We start from the raw sequence: 17,738 nt of genomic DNA on the forward strand, positions 1-17,738 counted from the left end.
TTAAGTGTCGCACCGGCCCCGTCGTTCCGGCGAAGGCCGGAACCCAAGCTTTGTTTGCGTACCCGCAGCACCAGTCCCGAGTGGCGGCGCAAGGATACCGGATGGATAAACAATCCTTCGTCTACATTCTGGCCAGCCGCTCCTACGGTACGCTTTATATCGGCGTCACCTCCGACCTCATCCGCCGTGTCTGGCAACACAAGGAAGGCTGCGTCGATGGCTTCACCAAAACCCATCGTGTACACCAACTCGTCTGGTACGAAATCCATGGCGACATCATCGAGGCCATCACGCGCGAAAAACAGATCAAGAAATGGCGTCGGGACTGGAAAATCAATCTCATCCAATCCGCAAATCCTGCGTGGCAAGACCTGTACCCCGCCCTGGCCGCGTGATCACCTGAACCGTGCCCGCACGCCTTCCGCGCTAGAATGGCGGCCACTGTCCACCTTCCAGCCCGCATGTATCCCGACAACGATTCCGTCAACGCGCACGGCGGCGGCGCTCCCCCACCAGCGGCCGCGTGGCCGGGCACGGCCAGCGCCGATGCCACCGCCATCATCTACCGCAACATCGAGGACGTCGTTTACCGCTATGCCGTCGAGGGCGGCGATACCTTCCGCTTCATTGACGTGAACCCGGCTTTCTACAAGGCCACCCACCTGAAGCCCGAGCAGGTCATCGGCAAGACCGTCGACGAGGTGATCCCCGAGCCTTCGCTGTCCATGGTGCGTGAGCATTACCGCACCGCGATCCGCACGGGGCAGACCCAGCGCTGGGAAGAACACACCGACTTCCCGGCCGGGCGCAAGGTCGGCCGGGTGTCGATCACGCCCGTGTTCGACGGCGAGGGCCGCTGCACCGACCTGGTCGGCACGGTGCACGACATCACCGACGTCATCGAGCGCGAGGAAAAACTGCAGCAGGCCCACCGCGCGCTGGAACAGGCCTTCGCTGTCCAGGGCAGCCTCGCGGAGTCGCTGCGACGCGACGAAGAGCGCCTGGCGCTGGCGCTGAACGGAACCGGGGAAGGCGTCTGGGATTGGCGCGTCGACGAGGACTGCGTGAGCTACTCCGCCAAATGGAAGGACATCATGGGCGCTACCTGCGAGCTGAGCCGCAACCAGGAACACACCTGGCGCAAGCGCATCCATCCCGACGATGCCGCGCGCGTGCTGCGCAGCTTCGAACGCTACCTGGCCGGCGAGGCGCCGGCCTACATCTGCGAATACCGGATCCGGCGCTTCAGCGGCGAATGGATCTGGGTCCGCTCGCGCGGCAGCATCGTCGAGCGCGATGCGCAGGGCCGGCCGCTGCGCGTGATCGGCACCCTGACCGACATCACCGAAGCCCGCGACATGCGGCAAGCCCTGGCGGACAGCCACGAGCGGCTCGCCAGGCTGGCCCAGCAGGTGCCGGGCGCCCTGCTGGAACTGGCGCAGCGGGCCGACGGCAGCCTGGCCTGCCCGTTCATCAGCGACATGGCCCACGCCCTGTTCGGCCTGTCGCCGGCAGCCATCCAGGCCGACCTCGGCTGCGTGGGCGCACGCATCCCGCCGCTGCACCTGGGCCGCCTGCGGCGCGCGCTGGCGCGCTCGGCGGCGCAACTGCAGCCGCTGCGCGCCGAGTTCAAGTTCGCGATGCCGGACGGCGAAACCAGCTGGCGCGAGCTGATCGCGACCCCGGCCCCGTCCGCGGACGGCGGCACCATCTGGTACGGCTTCATCGACGACATCAGCAGCCGCAAGCGCAGCGACGAAACGATCCGCCAGTTCACCGAAAAGCTGGAGCGGCGCGCCCATTACGACACGCTAACCGGCCTGCCCAACCGCGCCCTGTTCCGCGACCGCCTGGAACAGGCGATCCGCCACGCCGAGGACGAGGGCGACGAACTGGCCCTGCTGTTCATCGACCTCGACCGCTTCAAGGAGGTCAACGACCTGCTCGGCCACGACGCCGGCGACCTGCTGCTGGTCGAGGCGGCCCAGCGCATCCAGTCCTGCGTGCGCAAGGGCGACACGGTGGCGCGCCTGGGCGGCGACGAATTCACCGTGATCCTGAGCGAGACGCGCGAACTGGCCCACGTCGAGGGGGTCGCGCAGGCGATCCTGGATGCACTCGCCCAGCCCTTCCCCATCCAGCAGGAGTTGCTCTACATCGCCGGCAGCATCGGCATCGCGCGCTTTCCCGAGGACGCGCGCGATCCGGAAGAACTGATGCGCAACGCCGACCATGCGATGTACCGTTCCAAGGCGGCCGGGCGCAACCAGCTGACTTTTTTCGAAGCGACCATGCAGGCGGCGGCGCTGCGGCGCCTGAAGCTGCTCGCCGAGCTGCGCAACGCCGTGCCCGGCAACCAGCTGGAGCTGTATTTCCAGCCGATCGTCGACCTCGGCTCGAACCGGATCGTCAAGGCCGAAGCCCTGCTGCGCTGGCGCCATGCGTCCGGCGCCCTGCTGTCGCCGGACACCTTCATCGGCGTGGCCGAGGAATCCGGCCTGATCCACGAGATCGGCGACTGGGTATTCCGCACCGCGGCCCACTACTCGAAACGCTGGTCCGACATGCTGGCGCGCGATTTTCAGGTGAGCATCAACAAGTCGCCGGTGCAGTTCCAGTCCCAGCTCGACGCCGCCGACTGGGTGGCGCACCTGGACGAGATCCGCCTGGTTCCGCGCTGCATCAACGTCGAGATCACCGAAGGCCTGCTGCTGAACCTGTCGGATACCGTGCTGGCCAAGCTGGCGGCGCTGCAGTCGAGCGGCATGCAGGTGTCGATCGACGATTTCGGCACCGGCTATTCCTCGATGAGCTACCTGAAGCGCCTCGACATCGACTACCTGAAGATCGACCAGTCTTTTGTGAAGGAACTGGTGCACGACAATTTCAGCCGCACGATCACCGAGACCATCATCGTCATGGCGCACAAGCTGGGACTGAAGGTCATCGCCGAGGGCGTCGAGACGCCGGAGCAGTGCGCGGCCCTGAGCCGCGCGGGCTGCGACTATGCCCAGGGTTACCTGTTCTCGCGCCCGGTGCCGGCCGACCTGTTCGAGACCATGCTGGCCTGGCAGTAGCCGGCGTGGCCGGCCTTCGTGCTATGCGCCGTTGCGCAGGTCGTCGACCGGTTCGTGCCCGAAGCGCTGCGACAGCAGGCAATCCACCAGCTTCACCGCGCAATCGCGCGGAGCCACCAGCACCCCGCCCTCCTTCATGTCGACGAAGCGCTGCTTGAGCGGGAAGTTCGCATCCGGCGTGGCCCGGATCTCGGCCTGCATGTCGGTATCGATCACGCCCGGCGCCAGGCTGACGCAGCGCACCCGCGGGTCGCCGTCGAGCGCGACCGCGCGGGCATGCTGGTCGAGCGCCGCCTTGGTGGCGCAGTAGACGCTCCAGCCCGGGTAGGCGCTGCGTCCCGCGCCGCTGGAAATGTGCAGGATGCGCCGCTCGGCCTGCGGCGCGGCCTGCACGAAGGCGGCGGACAGCGCCAGCGGCGCGCCGACGTTGAGCGTGGCCGCGCGCAGCGCCGCCAGCGGATCCTGCCCGGCCAGCGGCCCGACCGGCGTCACCACGCCGGCATTGTTGACCAGCAGCGCCGTATCGCAGCCGGCCAGGAAGGAGCGCAGCGTGTGCCCGCCCAGCCAGGCGCCCAGGGCTTGCGCGTCGCCCAGGTCGACCACGGCCTGCTCCATCCCTTCGCCTATTTCCGCATGCCCGCGCGCCAGCCCCAGCACGGGAATGCCGCGCGCCACCAGTTCCGCCGCCACCGCGGCCCCCAGGCCACGGCTGTGACCGGTCACGACTGCCTTGATCATGTTCGTCTCCGTTCCTGCTGTCTGGCTTGCTGAATTTTCTCCACTAACCGAAAGACCGTCGCACCGGCGAGGCCGGTGCCCAATTTCGTAGCGCATCGAGATGCTTGCGAAAATTGGGTTCCGGCCTGCGCCGGAACGACGTTCCAAGCTTACGGTACTGACGTGCAACACATCACTAGACCTCTTCCGACCTAGCTGCGCCTAGATGAATACCGGTTCCGGCTCCAGTTCCACGCCGTAGCGCGACTTGACGTCGGCCTGGATCGCGCGCGCCAGCCGCACCACGTCCTTGCCGGTGGCGCCGCCCAGGTTGACCAGCACCAGCGCCTGCTTCGGATACACGCCCGCCGCTCCCAGCGCCCGGCCCTTCCAGCCGCACTGGTCGATCAGCCAGCCGGCCGCCAGCTTCTCGCTGCCGTCCGCCTGTGCATGGTGCACCAGTTGCGGAAATTCGGCCAGCAGCCGCGCGCAGCGTTCCCGGCTGACGACCGGGTTCTTGAAGAAGCTGCCGGCGTTGCCGATCTCGCTTGGGTCGGGCAGCTTGCGGCGCCGGATCGCCTCGACGGTGCGCCCGATGTCCAGCGGCGTCGGCGCGGTGAGTCCGGCCTCTTCCACGGCCCGGGCCAGTTCGGCATAACGCAGGTTCGGCGACCAGGCCGCCGGCAGCGCGAAGGTGACGTCCAGCACCACCAGCGCACGTCCTTCCGGATGCTTGAAGAGGCTGTCGCGGTAGGCGAAGCGGCAGGCGGCCGCGTCCAGGGTGCGCACTTCCCCGCTGTCCATGTCGTAGGCGCTCAGGGAGTGGAAAACGTCCTTGGTTTCCGTCCCGTACGCCCCCACGTTCTGGATCGGCGCCGCCCCCACCGTGCCCGGGATCAGGGACAGGTTTTCCAGCCCGCCCAGTCCCTGGGCCAGGGTCCACTGGACGAAGGCATGCCAGTTCTCGCCGGCCTGGGCCCGTACCAGGATGCGGCCGTTCCGCTCGCCCAGCACTTCCTTGCCCAAGCCCGCCATGTGCAGGACGATGCCGTCGAAGTCGCGGGTGAACAGCATGTTGCTGCCGCCGCCCAGCACCAGGCGCGGCAGCCCGGCCAGCAGCGGATCGCGCCGCACGGCATCGAGCTGGGCCGCCCCCCTCACCTCCAGGTAATGGCGGGCCCGCGCCGGGATGCGGAAGGTGTTCAGGGAGGCGAGGGAGAAATCGTCGAGGATGGGCAGGTCGGCTTGCATAGGATGACAGTGTTTTTTGGCCATTATAGGGGGAAGCGGGGAGGCAGGGCTGACCCCGTTCCTTGCCGGACGGGCAAATCCGGTGGCCTAGCGCAGGCGTTGTCCGTTAAAATAGAGGGATTCATCTATTCAGCTTTACAAGAAAAAGGAAACCGCCATGCCATCGTTTGATGTCGTCTGCGAAGCAGACATGGTCGAAGTGAAGAATGCTGTCGAACAATCGAACAAGGAAATCACCACCCGCTTCGACTTCAAGGGCAGCTCGGCCAATGTCGAGCAAAAGGACAAGGAACTGACCCTGTTCGCCGATTCCGACTTCCAGCTCGGCCAGGTCAAGGACGTCCTGATCAACAAGATGGCCAAGCGCAAGGTCGACGTGCGTTTCCTCGACGAAGGCAAGATCGAGAAGATCGGCGGCGACAAGGTCAAGCAGGTCATCAAGGTGCGCAACGGCATCGAGACCGAGGACGCGAAGAAGATTACCAAGCTCATCAAGGAAAGCAAGATGAAGGTGCAGGCCAGCATCCAGGGCGAATCGGTGCGCGTCACCGGCGCCAAGCGCGACGACCTGCAAGCCGCCATGGCGATGCTGCGCAAGGACGTGCAGGAGCTGCCGCTGGCCTTCAACAACTTCCGCGATTGAGCTTGCCCGCAAGACAATGGCGCGCGATCGTGTCGCGCAAAACCTGCCCCGCCTTGGGGTAGAATGACGGCCGCGCGGCTGCGCGACTGGTCGATGCATATGTACGCGTAGGGAACTACGGCGGTTTAAGGATTGCAATGAAACGTGTTGATGATTTCCGCCTGAAGCTGGGCAACAAGGAATATGTGCCCATCATGATCGGCGGGATGGGCGTGGACATCTCGACCTCGGAGCTGGCCCTCGAGGCCGCCCGCCTCGGCGGTATCGGACACATCTCCGATGCGATGGTGCAAGACGTGTCGGACCGCAAGTTCGACACCACCTTCGTCAAGGACAAGACCAAGCTCTACAAGTTCAATATCAACAACATGAACAAGGCGGTGGTCCAGTTCGACCTCGACCGCCTGGCCGAGGCGACCCGCCTGCACGTGGGCTCGACCATGGAAGCGAAGAAGGGCGACGGCCTGATCTTCGTGAACTGCATGGAAAAGCTGACCATGAACGCGCCCAAGGAAACCCTGCGCACCCGCCTGTCGGCGGCCATGGACGCGGGTATCGACGGCATCACCATGTCGGCCGGCCTGCACCTGGGTTCCTTCGAGCTGATCAAGGACCACCCGCGCTTCCGCGATACCAAGCTGGGCATCATCGTGTCCTCGGTGCGCGCGCTGCAGCTGTTCCTGAAGAAGGTCGCGCGCCTGGACCGCCTGCCCGACTACATCATCGTCGAAGGCCCGCTGGCCGGCGGCCACCTCGGCTTCGGCATCGACGACTGGCAGCAGTACGACCTGCACACCATCATGGACGAGATCCATGCCTACATGCGCGCGCAGCAACTGGACATCCCGGTGATCGCCGCGGGCGGCATCTTCACCGGCTCGGACGCGGTCGGTTTCCTGGAAAAAGGCGCCGGCGGCGTGCAGGTGGCGACCCGCTTCACCGTCACCCACGAGTGCGGCATGCCGGACCACGTCAAGCAGGAATACTTCCGCGCCAGCGAGGAAGACATCATCGTCAACGGCGTCTCGCCGACCGGCTACCCGATGCGCATGCTGAAAAGCACGCCGGCGATCGGTTCCGGCATCCGCCCGGGCTGCGAATCCTACGGCTACCTGCTGGACGCCACCGGCAACTGCGCCTACATCAACTCGTACAACCGCGAGGTGCAGGCCAGCCCGGACGGCAAGAACATCACGGTGTTCGACAAGACCTGCCTGTGCACCCATATGCGCAACTTCAACTGCTGGACCTGCGGCCACACCACATACCGCCTGAAGGACACCACCCACCGCCTGGCCGACGGCAGCTACCAGATCCTGTCGGCCCAGCACGTGTTCGAGGACTACCAGTTCAGCGTGAACAACGAGATCGCCCTGCCGCCGAAGCAGGAGACCGTCGCAGCCTGACACAGCCTTCGTTTGCTGTTCCATATCTTCAAAGCCACGGTTCGCCGTGGCTTTGCGCTTTATGCGCCGCGCATGGACGAAGGCGTGTAATCTGATCACCCCATGAGCGCTTTTCGCGAAGGGTGCCGGCATGTCGTCCATCGAACCGTCCGCCCACGTCTGCTTCCTGACCGATGACGAGGGCAAGGTCGCGACCTGGAATCCCGCATGCGCGACGCTGTTCGGCTGGACCCCGGCGCAGGCGTCCGGACGCGCCCTGCTCGACCTCGTCGCCGGCGACGCCGGCAAGCCCGCCTGGCCCGCCCTGGCCGCCGCCGGCGGGGCCAAGCTGCGCATGCGCTTTGCCGCCGGGCGCGAGGGCCTGGCCACGCTTGGGCTGCTGCGCCAGTACGACGGCCGCGGCGAGCCGCGGGGCTGGAGCGCCACCGTCCTGATCGCCCCGTCCGATGCGCTGTCCGAATCCGACCGGGTCGGCAATACGCCGCTGTCCGAAGTCGTCGACCTGCTGCCCGGCACGTTTTACGCGATCAACCGCGCCGGCCGCTTCATCCTCTGGAACCACAACCTCGAACGCATGACCGAAATGACGCCGGACGAACTCGGCGCCGCCCACGTGTTCGACATGTTCGAGCCGCGCGAGCGCGCGACCGCCATGGAAAACTTCCGCCGCGTGTTCGACGAGGGCGCCGAGGTGGCGATGGAGATGAACTACGTGTCGCGCAGCGGGCGCGAGACCCCGGTCATCGTCGGCGGCGCGCGGGTGGGCTGCGACGGCGACCAGTACCTGTTCGGGATGGGCCTGAGCATCGCCAAGCGGCGCGAGAAGGAGCACCAGCTGCTCCTGCGCGAGCGCGCGCTGCACGCGGCCAGCAACGGCATCGTCATCACCCGCTGCGCCGGGCGCGACAACATCATCGAGTACGTCAACCCGGCCTTCGAACGCATCGCCGGCTATCCGGCCGTGGAAGCGATCGGGCGCGATGCGCGTTTCATGCAAGCGCCCGATTTCGATGCCCACGAGCGCGGCCAGGTGCGCCTGGCCCTGGCCGAGCGGCGCGCGGTCAATGTGGTGTTCCGCAACATGCGCAAGAACGGCGAGATCTTCTGGAACGACCTCTCCATCACCCCGGTGCGCGACGAGCACGGCGAAGTGACCCATTTCATCGGCATCCTGCAGGACGTCACCGCCACCAAGCAGCGTACCGAGCATCTCGAGCACGAGATCAACCACGATCCCCTCACCGGCCTGGCCAACCGCAACCTGCTGTGGGACCGGCTCGAGCACGCGGTGCACCTGGCCCAGCGCCACGGGGCGATGGTGGCGACCATCCTCGTCGACCTCGACAACTTCAAGACCATCAACGACACCTTCGGCCACGAGGCCGGCGACGTGGTGCTCAGGGTGGTCGGGCGCCGCCTGCTATCGGCGGTGCGCGACAGCGACACGGTGGCGCGCATGTCGGGCGACGAGTTCGTGCTGGTGCTGGTCGACCAGCCCTCGGTGCGCTTCACGCTGCGCATGGCCGAGCGCCTGCAGCGCGCGATGACGATGCCGGTGGCCTTCGGCGGCAACGAGATTCCGGTCGGCGCCAGCATGGGCGTGGCGCTGTTCCCGCAGGACGGCGCCTCGTCCGCCGAACTGGTGCGCGCGGCCGACATGGCGATGTACCACGCCAAGGGCAATGGCGGCGGCGTGCATTTCTACTCGCCCGAGATGCGTTCGGCCAGCCAGAAGCGCGCCGCGCTGGCCGACAGCATCCGCAGCGCCCTCGAGCACGACGAACTGTTCCTGCTGTTCCAGCCGCGCATGGACGCCAGGAGCGGCAAGGTGCGCGGCTTCGAGGCCCTGCTGCGCTGGCGCCACCCGAAGAATGGCATCATGCTGCCGGCCGACTTCCTGGCCGAGGCAGAGGAATCGGGCAAAATGATCGAGATCGGCAACTGGGTGCTGGACCAGGCCTGCGCCTTCCTGCGGGAGCTGCGCCAGCTCGGCTACACCGGCCTGCCGGTATCGGTGAACGTCTCGCACCGCGAATACAGCCAGCACGGCTTCGTCCCGGGCCTGGCCGAACGCATGGGGCGCTATGCCCTGCCGCCCGGCAGCCTGGAGATCGAGATTCCCGAAGCCGACCTGATCCGCAACCCGGCACTCGGGCGCGACCTGTCGGCGCAGCTGCGCGAGGTCGGCGTGGCGCTCTCGCTCGACGAATTCGGCAAGGGGATTTCCGACCTGTCCTTCCTGCGCCAGCTCTCGGTGCGCCAGGTCAAGCTCTCGAAGGCGGCGGTGCACGAGATCGCCCGTGAGGGCGACGGCAGCGGCGCCAACCGGCTGGCCAAGACCCTGATCGACATCGGCCACAACCTCGACCTGGCGGTGGTGGGCGAAGCGGTCGAGACCGAGGCGCAAGTGGACTTCCTGCGCTCGCACGGCTGCGACCAGCTGCAGGGGCAATGGTTCAGCGAACCGCTGCTGCCGGAGGCGGTAAGGCAGATGCTGGACCAGCGCTACCACGCCCGGTAGCCGCCATCCCTCCCGCATTTTCCAGCACGGCGAGCGTGAAAGCGCTTGCAATAGTTCGATATTTAGCTAACAATCGATCATGACTTCCGTTTTCAAAGCCCTTTCCGATCCGACCCGCCGCGCCGTCCTCCAGCACCTTCAACGGGGACCGATGGGCGCCGGCGAACTGGCCGACCTGTTCGACGTGTCCAAGCCGACCATGTCGGCCCACTTCGCCGTGCTGGTCGCGGCCGGGTTGATCGAACCGGAAAAGCACGGCCGCACCATTACCTACCGGCTCAGGCTGTCGGTGCTCGAAGACGCCTTGCTCGGATTCGCGCAAGCCTTCGGACTGAACCTCAGCCGGCCAGACGCATCCGCTGTTCCACCCAAGAAGGAGCAACCATGAAGCCGTCCCCGTCGTCCCGCCTTTCCCACCTGTGCCGCGCCGTGCTGGCGGCTGCCTGCATCCTCGGGGCCTGTGCCCTGCTGGCCTGGGCCGCGCCGTCCTACCTCGATCCGGAATGGGCGCGGCGTTTCTCCGGCGCCCTGCTGGGCGTCGTCGTCGTGGTGTATGCGAACGCAATCCCGAAGGCACTGACGGCCCGCATGCGCTGCGCCTCCCCTGGCGCCGACCAGGCCGCGCGCCGCTTCGCCGGCTGGGCCCTGGTGCTGGGTGGCCTCGGCTACATGCTCGCCTGGCTTGCCGCCCCGCTCGGCATCGCAGGGATGATCGGGGGCCTGGCCTTGGGCACCGCGGTGACCTGCGCCGCGCTCGGCTGCATCCGTATCGGCGCACGCCGGGCCGGCAACTGACGCGTTCAGCCGTCCTTGTTGATCCGGTTGATGAGGGCGCCGAGCACGTCCTCGGCCATCTCGTTGTCCACCTGGCAGGTGCCGGCGTTCTCGTGCCCGCCCCCGCCGTACTCCAGCATCAGGGCGCCGATGTTGGTGTTCGAGGTCCGGTTCAGGATCGACTTGCCGGTGGCGAACACGGTGTTCTGCTGCTTCACGCCCCACAGCACGTGGATCGAGATATTGGTCTCGGGGAACAAGGCGTAGATGATGAAGCGGTTGCCGGCATAGATCACCGCTTCGTCGCGCAGGTCGAGCACCACCAGGTTCTTGTGGACGCGGGCGCAGCGCCGGATCTGCTCCTTGCAACGCTCGCTGTGCTCGAAGTACAGCGTGGTGCGCTCGCGCACGTCGGGCAGTTCCATGATTTTTTCGATCGGGTGCTCGGCGCAATAGTCGATCAGGGCCATCATCAGCTGGTAGTTGGAAATGCGGAACTCGTGGAAGCGCCCCAGGCCGGTGCGCGCGTCCATCAGGAAGTTCAGCAGGTTCCAGCCCTGCGGGAACAGCACCTCCTCGCGCGAGAAGCGCGCCGAATCGCCCTTGTCGACCGCCGCCATCATCTCGTTCCAGGCGGCCGGGAAGGTCCTGGCGCCGCCGTAGTGGTCGTAGACCACCCGCGCCGCCGAGGGGGCCTCGGGATGGATGACGTGGTTGTCGCGCCTACCCGTGTTGCGGATGGTTTCGGATAAATGGTGGTCGAAGGCCAGGTGGGCCGCCGCGACATAGGGCAGGTTGGTCGTGATGTCGCGTGCGCTGATGGCGATCTTGCCGTCCTGCATGTCTTTCGGATGCACGAACAGGATGTCGTCGATCAGGTCGAGGTGCTTGAGCAGCACCGCGCACACCAGTCCGTCGAAGTCGCTACGGGTTACGAGTCGAAATTTTTTCTGGGCGGCTGACATCTGCACTTCCTTTCTGGAGTCGGAAAGCGGGACTGCGGTCTAAAGATCATACATTGCAACGTTTCCGTTTGTCAGCTTTTGCGATCACGCATCCTGGCCGGACGCCATCCATTCCCCGGATCGTGCAGGCTGTCGCACGACGCTGGCTGCAAAGCGGGGCGAGGGGTAAAGTTGCATCATCCCAACAGTTGTCGTTGCCGCGGATGTTGTATTTCCGGCACGCGCCAGCGGCGAAGAGGTACACTCGCCGCTTGCACCCAGAGTGAATAATGAGCATGCAAGCAAGAGACACCAATCCGCATTATTTTTCGAGCGTCCTGTCGTGGCTCTACCGCGGCTTCGACGCCGTGGCGACTTGGGTCACCCAGCTGTCATGGTGGAAGTTTTTCCTGTTTGCGATCCTGACCCTGACCGCCGGGGCCATCCTGCAGGAAGAACTGTTTTCCGGGCCGGCCGAAGAATACGTGGCGCGCGCCGAGCGCGAGCGGCGCGGCGGCGACGCCGCCATCCTGATCGACGAGAGCGGCATCCGCTTCCATCCGCGCAACCGGCCGCGCAACGCCACCACGCCGCCAGAACCGCCGAGCCCGCCGGACGCCGACGGCGCACCGGATGCGCCCGATGCGCCGGCCGCCCCGGCGGCGCCGAGCGCCGCGCCGGCCCCTGCCGCGGGCAGCAACGGCGAATCGGTCCACATCGAACTACCGCCCCAGATCAGCGAGGAACTGTCGAACGCGATCGACGCCGCGGTGGAGGACGCCGCCGAGCAGAAGGTGTCGCGCTACCACAAGCAGGCCTCGACCTGGTTCATGAACTTCGTGCTGCTGTTCGTGCTGGCCCTGTTCGGCACCAAGGCCCTGGTCGGCGGCAAGAAGCGCGCCGAAGCGCAATCGCAACTGGCCAACGCGGCGGCCGAGCGCGAAGCGATGCAGCGCCAGCTGTCGGAAACCAGGATGCAGATGATGCAGGCCCAGGTCGAGCCGCACTTCCTGTTCAACACCCTGGCTTCGGTCGAGCACCTGATCCAGGTCGACCCGCCGCGCGCCTCGGCCATGCAGCGCAGTCTGATCCAGTACCTGCGCGCGGTGCTGCCGCAGATGCGCGACAACGCCGTGGTGACGGGTCTGGGGCGCGAGGTGGACATGGTCACGGCCTACCTGGCCCTGCTCAAGATGCGCATGGAGGAGCGCCTGACGGTGGTGATGCAGGTGCCGGACGGCCTGCGCAGCGCCGCCTTCCCGCCGATGATGCTGCAGTCGATGGTCGAGAACGCGATCAAGCACGGCCTCGAATGCAAGCCGGAAGGCGGCACCCTCAAGATCCAGGCCGAGGTGGTCGACAGCAAGCTGCTTGTCACCGTCACCGACGACGGGGTCGGCTTCGGGGTCATGCCGAGCGACGGCACCGGCCTCGGGCTGCAGACCATCCGCGACCGTCTCAAGCTGCTGCACGGCGACGCCGGCCAGCTGCACATCGCGGCCAACAGCCCGAGCGGCGTGATCGCCATGATCGAGGTGCCTTACCAGCTCGCCAAGGCGAGTTGACCCAGGGTGCATGCGCGCCGGCCGGCGGCCCGCCGGGTGCTTGCCTGGCGCGCTGTTTCATTGAATAATCAACAAATAACCACATAGCTACAGGGACAAGCATGCCTACCGCACCTACCGCGATCATCGCCGATGACGAACGACTCATGCGCGACCAGCTGCGCCTGCGCCTGTCCGAGGCCTGGCCGGAACTCGACATCATTGGCGAAGCCAAGAACGGTGAGGAAGCGGTGGCACTGGTCGAGCAGCTGGGGCCGGACCTGACCTTCCTCGACATCCGCATGCCGGGCAAGACCGGCATGGAAGCTGCGCGCGACATCGGCGCGCGCAGCCAGATCGTGTTCGTCACGGCCTACGACCAGTATGCGGTGGAAGCCTTCGAGCGCGGCGCCATCGACTACGTGCTCAAGCCCACCGAACCGGAGCGCCTGAAGCTCACGGTGGACCGCCTCAAGCAGCGCCTCGAGCGCCCGAGCGAGAAAGCCAGCGTCAACGACAGCGTGCAGGCGATGCTGTCGCAACTGGCCGAGAAGATCGCCGCGCCCAAGCCCAAGCATTTGCAGTGGATCCAGGCCAGCATTGGACAAGACCTGCGCATGATTCCGGTGGAGGATATCCTGTTCTTCCGCTCCGACGAAAAATACACCTGCGTGCAGACCGCCAGCTTCGAAGCCCTGATCCGCAAGCCGGTGCGCGACCTGGCCGAAGAGCTCGACCCCTCGCTGTTCTGGCAGATCCACCGCGCCACCCTGGTCAACGTCAACGCGATCGAAGGCGTGACCCGCGATATCCGCGGACGGCACCTGGTGCTGGTCAAGGGCAGGCCGGAAAAGCTCGAAGTGAGCCGCAGCTTCCTGCACCTGTTCAAGCAGATGTAATTCCGGCGGGGCCGTGCGCGCCCGTCCTGTCGAAAGTCGTACAGTCAAGTTTTACGAACTCGACAGGATAAACCATGAGGAATTCGCGCAAGGACACCCTGCTGCTGGCCGCCGGCGTGCTCGGCGCCTTCGGCGCCGGACTGGCTGCCGGCCGGCGCATCGCCCGGACCGCTCCCGCTACCCACGCCAATCACGATGACGGCTTGCCGCGCGCCAGCCTGTTCGACACCCTCGCCCTCGGCCTGGAGGTCTTCGCCCCGGTGGTGGCGCAGGGCGTGATCATCCGCCGTCCGCCGATGATGGCCCTGGCCGAGCGCTTCGACACCCATCGCCGCGCCATCCGGCGCATGCAGAAGCTGCGCGACAAGTACGGCCCCGGCCCCCTGATGCTGCCGTTGCCGATCCGCAAGCAGGCGGTGGTGCTGGATCCGGCCCACGCCCAGCGCGTGCTGGACGAATCGCCGGTCCCGTTTTCCGCCGTCAGCACCGAGAAGCGCGCCGCGCTGTCGCACTTCGAACCGAAGGGTGTGCTGCTGTCGACCGGTCCCGAGCGCGCCGACCGGCGCCGCTTCAACGAGGCTGCGCTCGACACCGCGCATCCGATGCATCGGATGGCCGCCAGCTTCCTGCCCATCGTCGAGGAAGAGGCCGCGCGCATGCTGGCGCAGGCCAGCGGTACGCTCGACTGGAAAACCTGGTCCGAAGGCTGGTACCGCCTGATCCGGCGGGTGGTGTTGGGCAACAGCGCCGCCGAGGACCAGGAATTGCAGGACCTGATCGTGCGCCTGCGCGGGGCCGCCAACTGGGCCGGTTTCCACCCGAAGATGCCGGCCAAGCGCGAGCGCTTCCTGGCGCGCATCCAGATGTACCTCGAGCGCGCCGAGCCGGGCAGCCTGGCCGGCCACATGGCAGGGATCGCGCGCAGCGCCACGACAGCGCCGCGGCAGCAGGTGCCGCAATGGCTGTTCGCCTTCGACGCCGCCGTGATGGCGAGTTTCCGCGCCCTGGCCCTGCTCGCCAGCCATCCCGCACAGCTGGCGCGCGCCCGCGAGGAGATCGCGGCGCACCAGGCCGGGCAGCCCCTGCCCTTCCTGCGCGCCTGCATGCTCGAAGCGCTGCGCCTGTGGCCAACCACGCCCATGGTGCTGCGCCAGAGCACGTCCGAGACGCGCTGGGAACATGGCAGCATGCCGGCCGACACCGGCATCCTGATCCACGCCCCCTTCTTCCACCGCGACGATACCCGCCTGGAGCACGCCGACCGCTTCACGCCGGAGCTGTGGCTGGACGGCCGGACCGCCGGCCACGACTGGCCCCTGGTTCCCTTCAGCGACGGTCCGGTGATGTGCCCGGGGCGCCATCTGGTGCTGATGCTGAGCAGCGCCATGCTGGCCACCCTGCTCGACGCTCGCCCGCTGGCGCAGACCGGCGGGCTGGCGCTAGACCCGGAACGGCTGCCGGGGACGCTGGACAATTTTGCGCTGCGCTTCCAGCTAGGCTAGAACGGTCTTGTGTGGCCTCAATCCGCTGTGCGCCGCCACACCGTAATGTAGAGCTCCCGGCCTCCAGGCCTTTCCTTGCAGCTTCTGCATGAGCATTCAGCGGCCACCACAGCGACGCTTGCGCCGGCGCGGTCCGGGCACGGCGGTTCTCGTGTTCTCCTTCCTGGGCGGTTACTGCGCCGGCCAGGCCGTCGCCGCACTGCGCCGTGCGCGCGCCGTGCATCGCCCGGTGCGCGCCTTCGACAGCCGCCGCATCGTGCACAGCGCCAGCGACGCCATTCTCTCGATCGACGAAGAGGCGGTGATCCTGTTCGCCAACCCGGCCGCGGCCCAGATGTTCGCCAGCAGCGTCGGCGCCATGCAGGGCAGCTCGCTGGCCCGCTTCATCCAGGCGTCGGTACGCAATGCCAGGGCGCCCTGCGACTACTTCCCTGCCGGCGGCGGGCGCGCCGGACGGCGCGCCACCGATTACGCCGTCACCGGCATCCGCGCCAACGGCCAGCTGTTCCCGATCGAGGGCTCGATCTCCACCGTCGAGCACGACGGGCACGAAGTCTGCACCGTGATCCTGCGCGACGTCTCCGAACGCCACCTGGTGCAGCAGAAGCTGGCGCGCTCGCACGACCAGCTGCGCCAGCTGTCGTCGGCGCTGCAGACCATCCGCGAAGAAGAGCGCACCCACATCGCGCGCGAGCTGCACGACGACCTCGGGCAACTGCTGGCCTCGCTGCGCATGGACCTGACCCTGCTGCAGGGGAACAACCAGTTGCCCGAGCCTAGCCAGCGCCTGATCGAGGGCATGGAAAGCAACCTCCTGATGGCGATCGCCTCGCTGCGCCGTATCGCCACCAACCTGCGCCCGCGCGCCCTCGACGAAGGCGGCCTGTACTTCGCGCTGCAGGGCTTGCGCGACGACTTCGTCGAGCGTCACGGGATCGCCTGCACCCTGCTGGCCGACGAGGCCGAACTGCGCCTGGACGATACCGCCAGCACCGCCGTGTTCCGCATCGTGCAAGAGGCGCTCACCAACATCGCGCGCCACGCCGGGGCCACCCAGGTCGTGCTCGAGCTCGATCGTCTCGACGACGAACTGCTCTTGAGCATCCGCGACGACGGCCGCGGCATCCGCTCCGAAGACATGGAAAAGAAGGAATCGCTCGGCCTGGTCGGCATGCGCGAACGGGTCTGGGCCATGGACGGCGAGATCACCATCAGCAGCGAGGGCATGTCGGGTACCACCATCGAGATCGCGCTGCCGCTTGCCGGCCGCATCATCGGGGAGAACACCACGAACTGAGGTCCATGCCCCTTTGGCATATCAGCATGTCACGTAGCAACATGTCATTAAGCAGACATATTCGCTAGGTAAGATCCGCGTCGATCTGAGTTCATCGAGAACTCGACATCCTGTCCAAACCAAAGGAGCTCTTCATGAAGTTCAAGTACCTGGCAGCCGCGCTGCTGTCCTCCCTGCCACTGCTCGCCAACGCCCAGACCAGCGTCCAGATCTACGGCGTGATGGACGCGGCCATCGGCGTGGAAGACACCGACGCACCGGGTGAAGACAGCCGTACCGTGATCAATTCGGGCAACCAGTCGAGCAGCCGCATCGGCTTTCGCGGCACCGAAGACCTGGGCAATGGCCTGAAAGCACTGTTCAACATCGAAGCGGGCGTCGCCCTGGATACCGGCGCCGCCGATTCGACCCTGTTCGGCCGCCGCGCCGTGGTCGGCCTGCAAGGCAGCTTCGGCACCCTGACCGTGGGCCGCGAATACAGCCCGATCGCCGCCGTGGCCGCCGCCACCGACGCGCTGGGCCAGGGCCTGTACGGCAGCAACCTGTCGGCCTTCACCAGCGGCCGCCTGACCCGCCGCCTGGCCAACTCGGTCAACTACAAGAGCAATGCGGCGGGCGGCTTCTCCGTCAACGCCGCCTACTCGACCGGCGAAAAAACGGTCGATCCGTCGGGCGACCTGATGGGCGTGTCGCTGGAATACAAGAACGGCGGCCTGTACCTGGGCGCCGGCTACCACCAGCTCGAGCGCCTGGCCACCGGCGACGACAAGGAGTACGCCTTCGGCGCGGGCTACAGCTTCGGCGCCTTCGAAGTGAAGGGCAACTACCTGGTGGCCGACCCGACCGGCGCCAACAACGAGTACAAGAACGCCAACCTGGGCGGCACCTACACCGCCGGCCCCAGCAAGTTCCTCGTCAATTTCCAGCAGCAAAAGCTCGAGAACGGCGCCAAGGGCACCACCGTGGCGGTGGGTTACACCTACGCGCTGTCGAAGCGCACCAACATCTACACGACCTACGCCCAACTGCGCAACAATGGCCGCGCCGCCTTCGGCATCACCTCCTCGTCGGTGACCGTGACGCCGCCGGCAAGCGCACTGGGCGCCGATCCGCGCGTGTTCAACGTGGGTATCCGCCACTCGTTCTAAGCAGCATCGCCACGC

15 protein-coding genes are annotated in these 17,738 nt (G+C 66.6%); 12 read left to right on the plus strand and 3 right to left on the minus strand.

Annotation, left to right across the window (positions count from 1 at the left end; all coding sequences use genetic code 11):
- The coding region (locus ACK4S9_RS11225) for a GIY-YIG nuclease family protein (RefSeq protein ID WP_409725544.1) at window positions 1-395 on the plus strand (395 nt) is incomplete at its 5' end.
- Window positions 396-461: 66 nt separating this feature from the next.
- Window positions 462-3,077, plus strand: coding sequence for an EAL domain-containing protein (locus tag ACK4S9_RS11230; RefSeq protein ID WP_409725547.1), 2,616 nt, complete (start codon window positions 462-464; stop codon window positions 3,075-3,077).
- Window positions 3,078-3,098: 21 nt separating this feature from the next.
- On the opposite strand, the gene ACK4S9_RS11235 is transcribed toward ACK4S9_RS11230, so the two are convergent.
- Window positions 3,099-3,815 carry an SDR family oxidoreductase gene (locus ACK4S9_RS11235; RefSeq protein WP_409725549.1) on the minus strand — a complete coding sequence of 239 codons (717 nt, stop codon included), beginning with the start codon at window positions 3,813-3,815 and terminating at the stop codon, window positions 3,099-3,101.
- A 201-nt stretch (window positions 3,816-4,016) separates the two neighbouring features.
- Window positions 4,017-5,045 carry a UDP-N-acetylmuramate dehydrogenase gene (gene murB, locus ACK4S9_RS11240; RefSeq protein WP_409725552.1) on the minus strand — a complete coding sequence of 343 codons (1,029 nt, stop codon included), beginning with the start codon at window positions 5,043-5,045 and terminating at the stop codon, window positions 4,017-4,019.
- A gap of 157 nt (window positions 5,046-5,202) precedes the next feature.
- Between murB and ACK4S9_RS11245 the strand changes: the two genes are divergently transcribed.
- The 5 genes from ACK4S9_RS11245 (at window position 5,203) to ACK4S9_RS11265 (ending at window position 10,410) form a co-directional block, all read left to right on the plus strand.
- Window positions 5,203-5,688 carry a YajQ family cyclic di-GMP-binding protein gene (locus tag ACK4S9_RS11245; RefSeq protein WP_227800642.1) on the plus strand — a complete coding sequence of 162 codons (486 nt, stop codon included), beginning with the start codon at window positions 5,203-5,205 and terminating at the stop codon, window positions 5,686-5,688.
- Window positions 5,689-5,825: 137 nt separating this feature from the next.
- A complete protein-coding gene (locus ACK4S9_RS11250) occupies window positions 5,826-7,094 on the plus strand; it encodes a nitronate monooxygenase (protein WP_409725556.1) in 1,269 nt (422 codons plus the stop codon).
- A 130-nt stretch (window positions 7,095-7,224) separates the two neighbouring features.
- A complete protein-coding gene (locus tag ACK4S9_RS11255) occupies window positions 7,225-9,615 on the plus strand; it encodes an EAL domain-containing protein (RefSeq protein ID WP_409725559.1) in 2,391 nt (796 codons plus the stop codon).
- 79 nt (window positions 9,616-9,694) lie between these two features.
- Complete coding sequence (locus ACK4S9_RS11260; protein WP_409725561.1) at window positions 9,695-10,003, plus strand: metalloregulator ArsR/SmtB family transcription factor; 309 nt, start codon at window positions 9,695-9,697, stop codon at window positions 10,001-10,003.
- A complete protein-coding gene (locus tag ACK4S9_RS11265; RefSeq protein WP_409725566.1) occupies window positions 10,000-10,410 on the plus strand; it encodes a hypothetical protein in 411 nt (136 codons plus the stop codon). The genes ACK4S9_RS11260 and ACK4S9_RS11265 overlap by 4 nt, the downstream gene beginning before the upstream one ends.
- Window positions 10,411-10,415: 5 nt before the next feature.
- Here the strand turns inward: ACK4S9_RS11265 and ACK4S9_RS11270 are convergent, their stop codons facing one another.
- Window positions 10,416-11,354 (minus strand): exopolyphosphatase, encoded by a 939-nt coding sequence (locus tag ACK4S9_RS11270; RefSeq protein ID WP_409725569.1) that lies wholly within the window; start codon window positions 11,352-11,354, stop codon window positions 10,416-10,418.
- Window positions 11,355-11,629: 275 nt separating this feature from the next.
- Here ACK4S9_RS11270 and ACK4S9_RS11275 point away from each other — a divergent pair, with 275 nt between their 5' ends.
- The 5 genes from ACK4S9_RS11275 to ACK4S9_RS11295 all read left to right on the plus strand — a co-directional run bounded on the left by ACK4S9_RS11275 (window position 11,630) and on the right by ACK4S9_RS11295 (window position 17,723).
- Window positions 11,630-12,898, plus strand: coding sequence for a sensor histidine kinase (locus tag ACK4S9_RS11275; RefSeq protein ID WP_409725571.1), 1,269 nt, complete (start codon window positions 11,630-11,632; stop codon window positions 12,896-12,898).
- 101 nt (window positions 12,899-12,999) lie between these two features.
- The gene (locus ACK4S9_RS11280) at window positions 13,000-13,776 is read left to right on the plus strand and encodes a LytR/AlgR family response regulator transcription factor (RefSeq protein WP_409725573.1); all 777 of its coding nucleotides are present in this window, start codon (window positions 13,000-13,002) and stop codon (window positions 13,774-13,776) included.
- A 74-nt stretch (window positions 13,777-13,850) separates the two neighbouring features.
- The gene (locus ACK4S9_RS11285) at window positions 13,851-15,278 is read left to right on the plus strand and encodes a cytochrome P450 (RefSeq protein WP_409725575.1); all 1,428 of its coding nucleotides are present in this window, start codon (window positions 13,851-13,853) and stop codon (window positions 15,276-15,278) included.
- An 88-nt stretch (window positions 15,279-15,366) separates the two neighbouring features.
- On the plus strand, window positions 15,367-16,575 hold the full coding sequence (locus tag ACK4S9_RS11290; protein WP_409725577.1) for an ATP-binding protein: 1,209 nt from the start codon (window positions 15,367-15,369) through the stop codon (window positions 16,573-16,575).
- Window positions 16,576-16,709: 134 nt separating this feature from the next.
- Window positions 16,710-17,723 carry a porin gene (locus ACK4S9_RS11295; RefSeq protein ID WP_409725579.1) on the plus strand — a complete coding sequence of 338 codons (1,014 nt, stop codon included), beginning with the start codon at window positions 16,710-16,712 and terminating at the stop codon, window positions 17,721-17,723.
- Window positions 17,724-17,738: the final 15 nt, after the last annotated feature.

Origin of the sequence: Massilia sp. (assembly GCF_046293535.1) — a bacterium.
Classification (GTDB): Bacteria; Pseudomonadota; Gammaproteobacteria; order Burkholderiales; family Burkholderiaceae_D; genus Telluria.

Excerpts from the sequence above, each read along its gene's own strand:
- ACK4S9_RS11280 (WP_409725573.1), top strand. The coding sequence starts at position 13,000 with ATGCCTACCGCACCTACCGCGATCATCGCCGATGACGAACGACTCATG.
- ACK4S9_RS11260 (WP_409725561.1), top strand. The coding sequence starts at position 9,695 with ATGACTTCCGTTTTCAAAGCCCTTTCCGATCCGACCCGCCGCGCCGTC.
- ACK4S9_RS11270 (WP_409725569.1), bottom strand. The coding sequence starts at position 11,354 with ATGTCAGCCGCCCAGAAAAAATTTCGACTCGTAACCCGTAGCGACTTC.
- ACK4S9_RS11285 (WP_409725575.1), top strand. The coding sequence starts at position 13,851 with ATGAGGAATTCGCGCAAGGACACCCTGCTGCTGGCCGCCGGCGTGCTC.
- ACK4S9_RS11230 (WP_409725547.1), top strand. The coding sequence starts at position 462 with ATGTATCCCGACAACGATTCCGTCAACGCGCACGGCGGCGGCGCTCCC.
- ACK4S9_RS11255 (WP_409725559.1), top strand. The coding sequence starts at position 7,225 with ATGTCGTCCATCGAACCGTCCGCCCACGTCTGCTTCCTGACCGATGAC.
- murB (WP_409725552.1), bottom strand. The coding sequence starts at position 5,045 with ATGCAAGCCGACCTGCCCATCCTCGACGATTTCTCCCTCGCCTCCCTG.
- ACK4S9_RS11295 (WP_409725579.1), top strand. The coding sequence starts at position 16,710 with ATGAAGTTCAAGTACCTGGCAGCCGCGCTGCTGTCCTCCCTGCCACTG.
- ACK4S9_RS11290 (WP_409725577.1), top strand. The coding sequence starts at position 15,367 with ATGAGCATTCAGCGGCCACCACAGCGACGCTTGCGCCGGCGCGGTCCG.
- ACK4S9_RS11245 (WP_227800642.1), top strand. The coding sequence starts at position 5,203 with ATGCCATCGTTTGATGTCGTCTGCGAAGCAGACATGGTCGAAGTGAAG.
- ACK4S9_RS11275 (WP_409725571.1), top strand. The coding sequence starts at position 11,630 with ATGCAAGCAAGAGACACCAATCCGCATTATTTTTCGAGCGTCCTGTCG.
- ACK4S9_RS11235 (WP_409725549.1), bottom strand. The coding sequence starts at position 3,815 with ATGATCAAGGCAGTCGTGACCGGTCACAGCCGTGGCCTGGGGGCCGCG.
- ACK4S9_RS11265 (WP_409725566.1), top strand. The coding sequence starts at position 10,000 with ATGAAGCCGTCCCCGTCGTCCCGCCTTTCCCACCTGTGCCGCGCCGTG.
- ACK4S9_RS11250 (WP_409725556.1), top strand. The coding sequence starts at position 5,826 with ATGAAACGTGTTGATGATTTCCGCCTGAAGCTGGGCAACAAGGAATAT.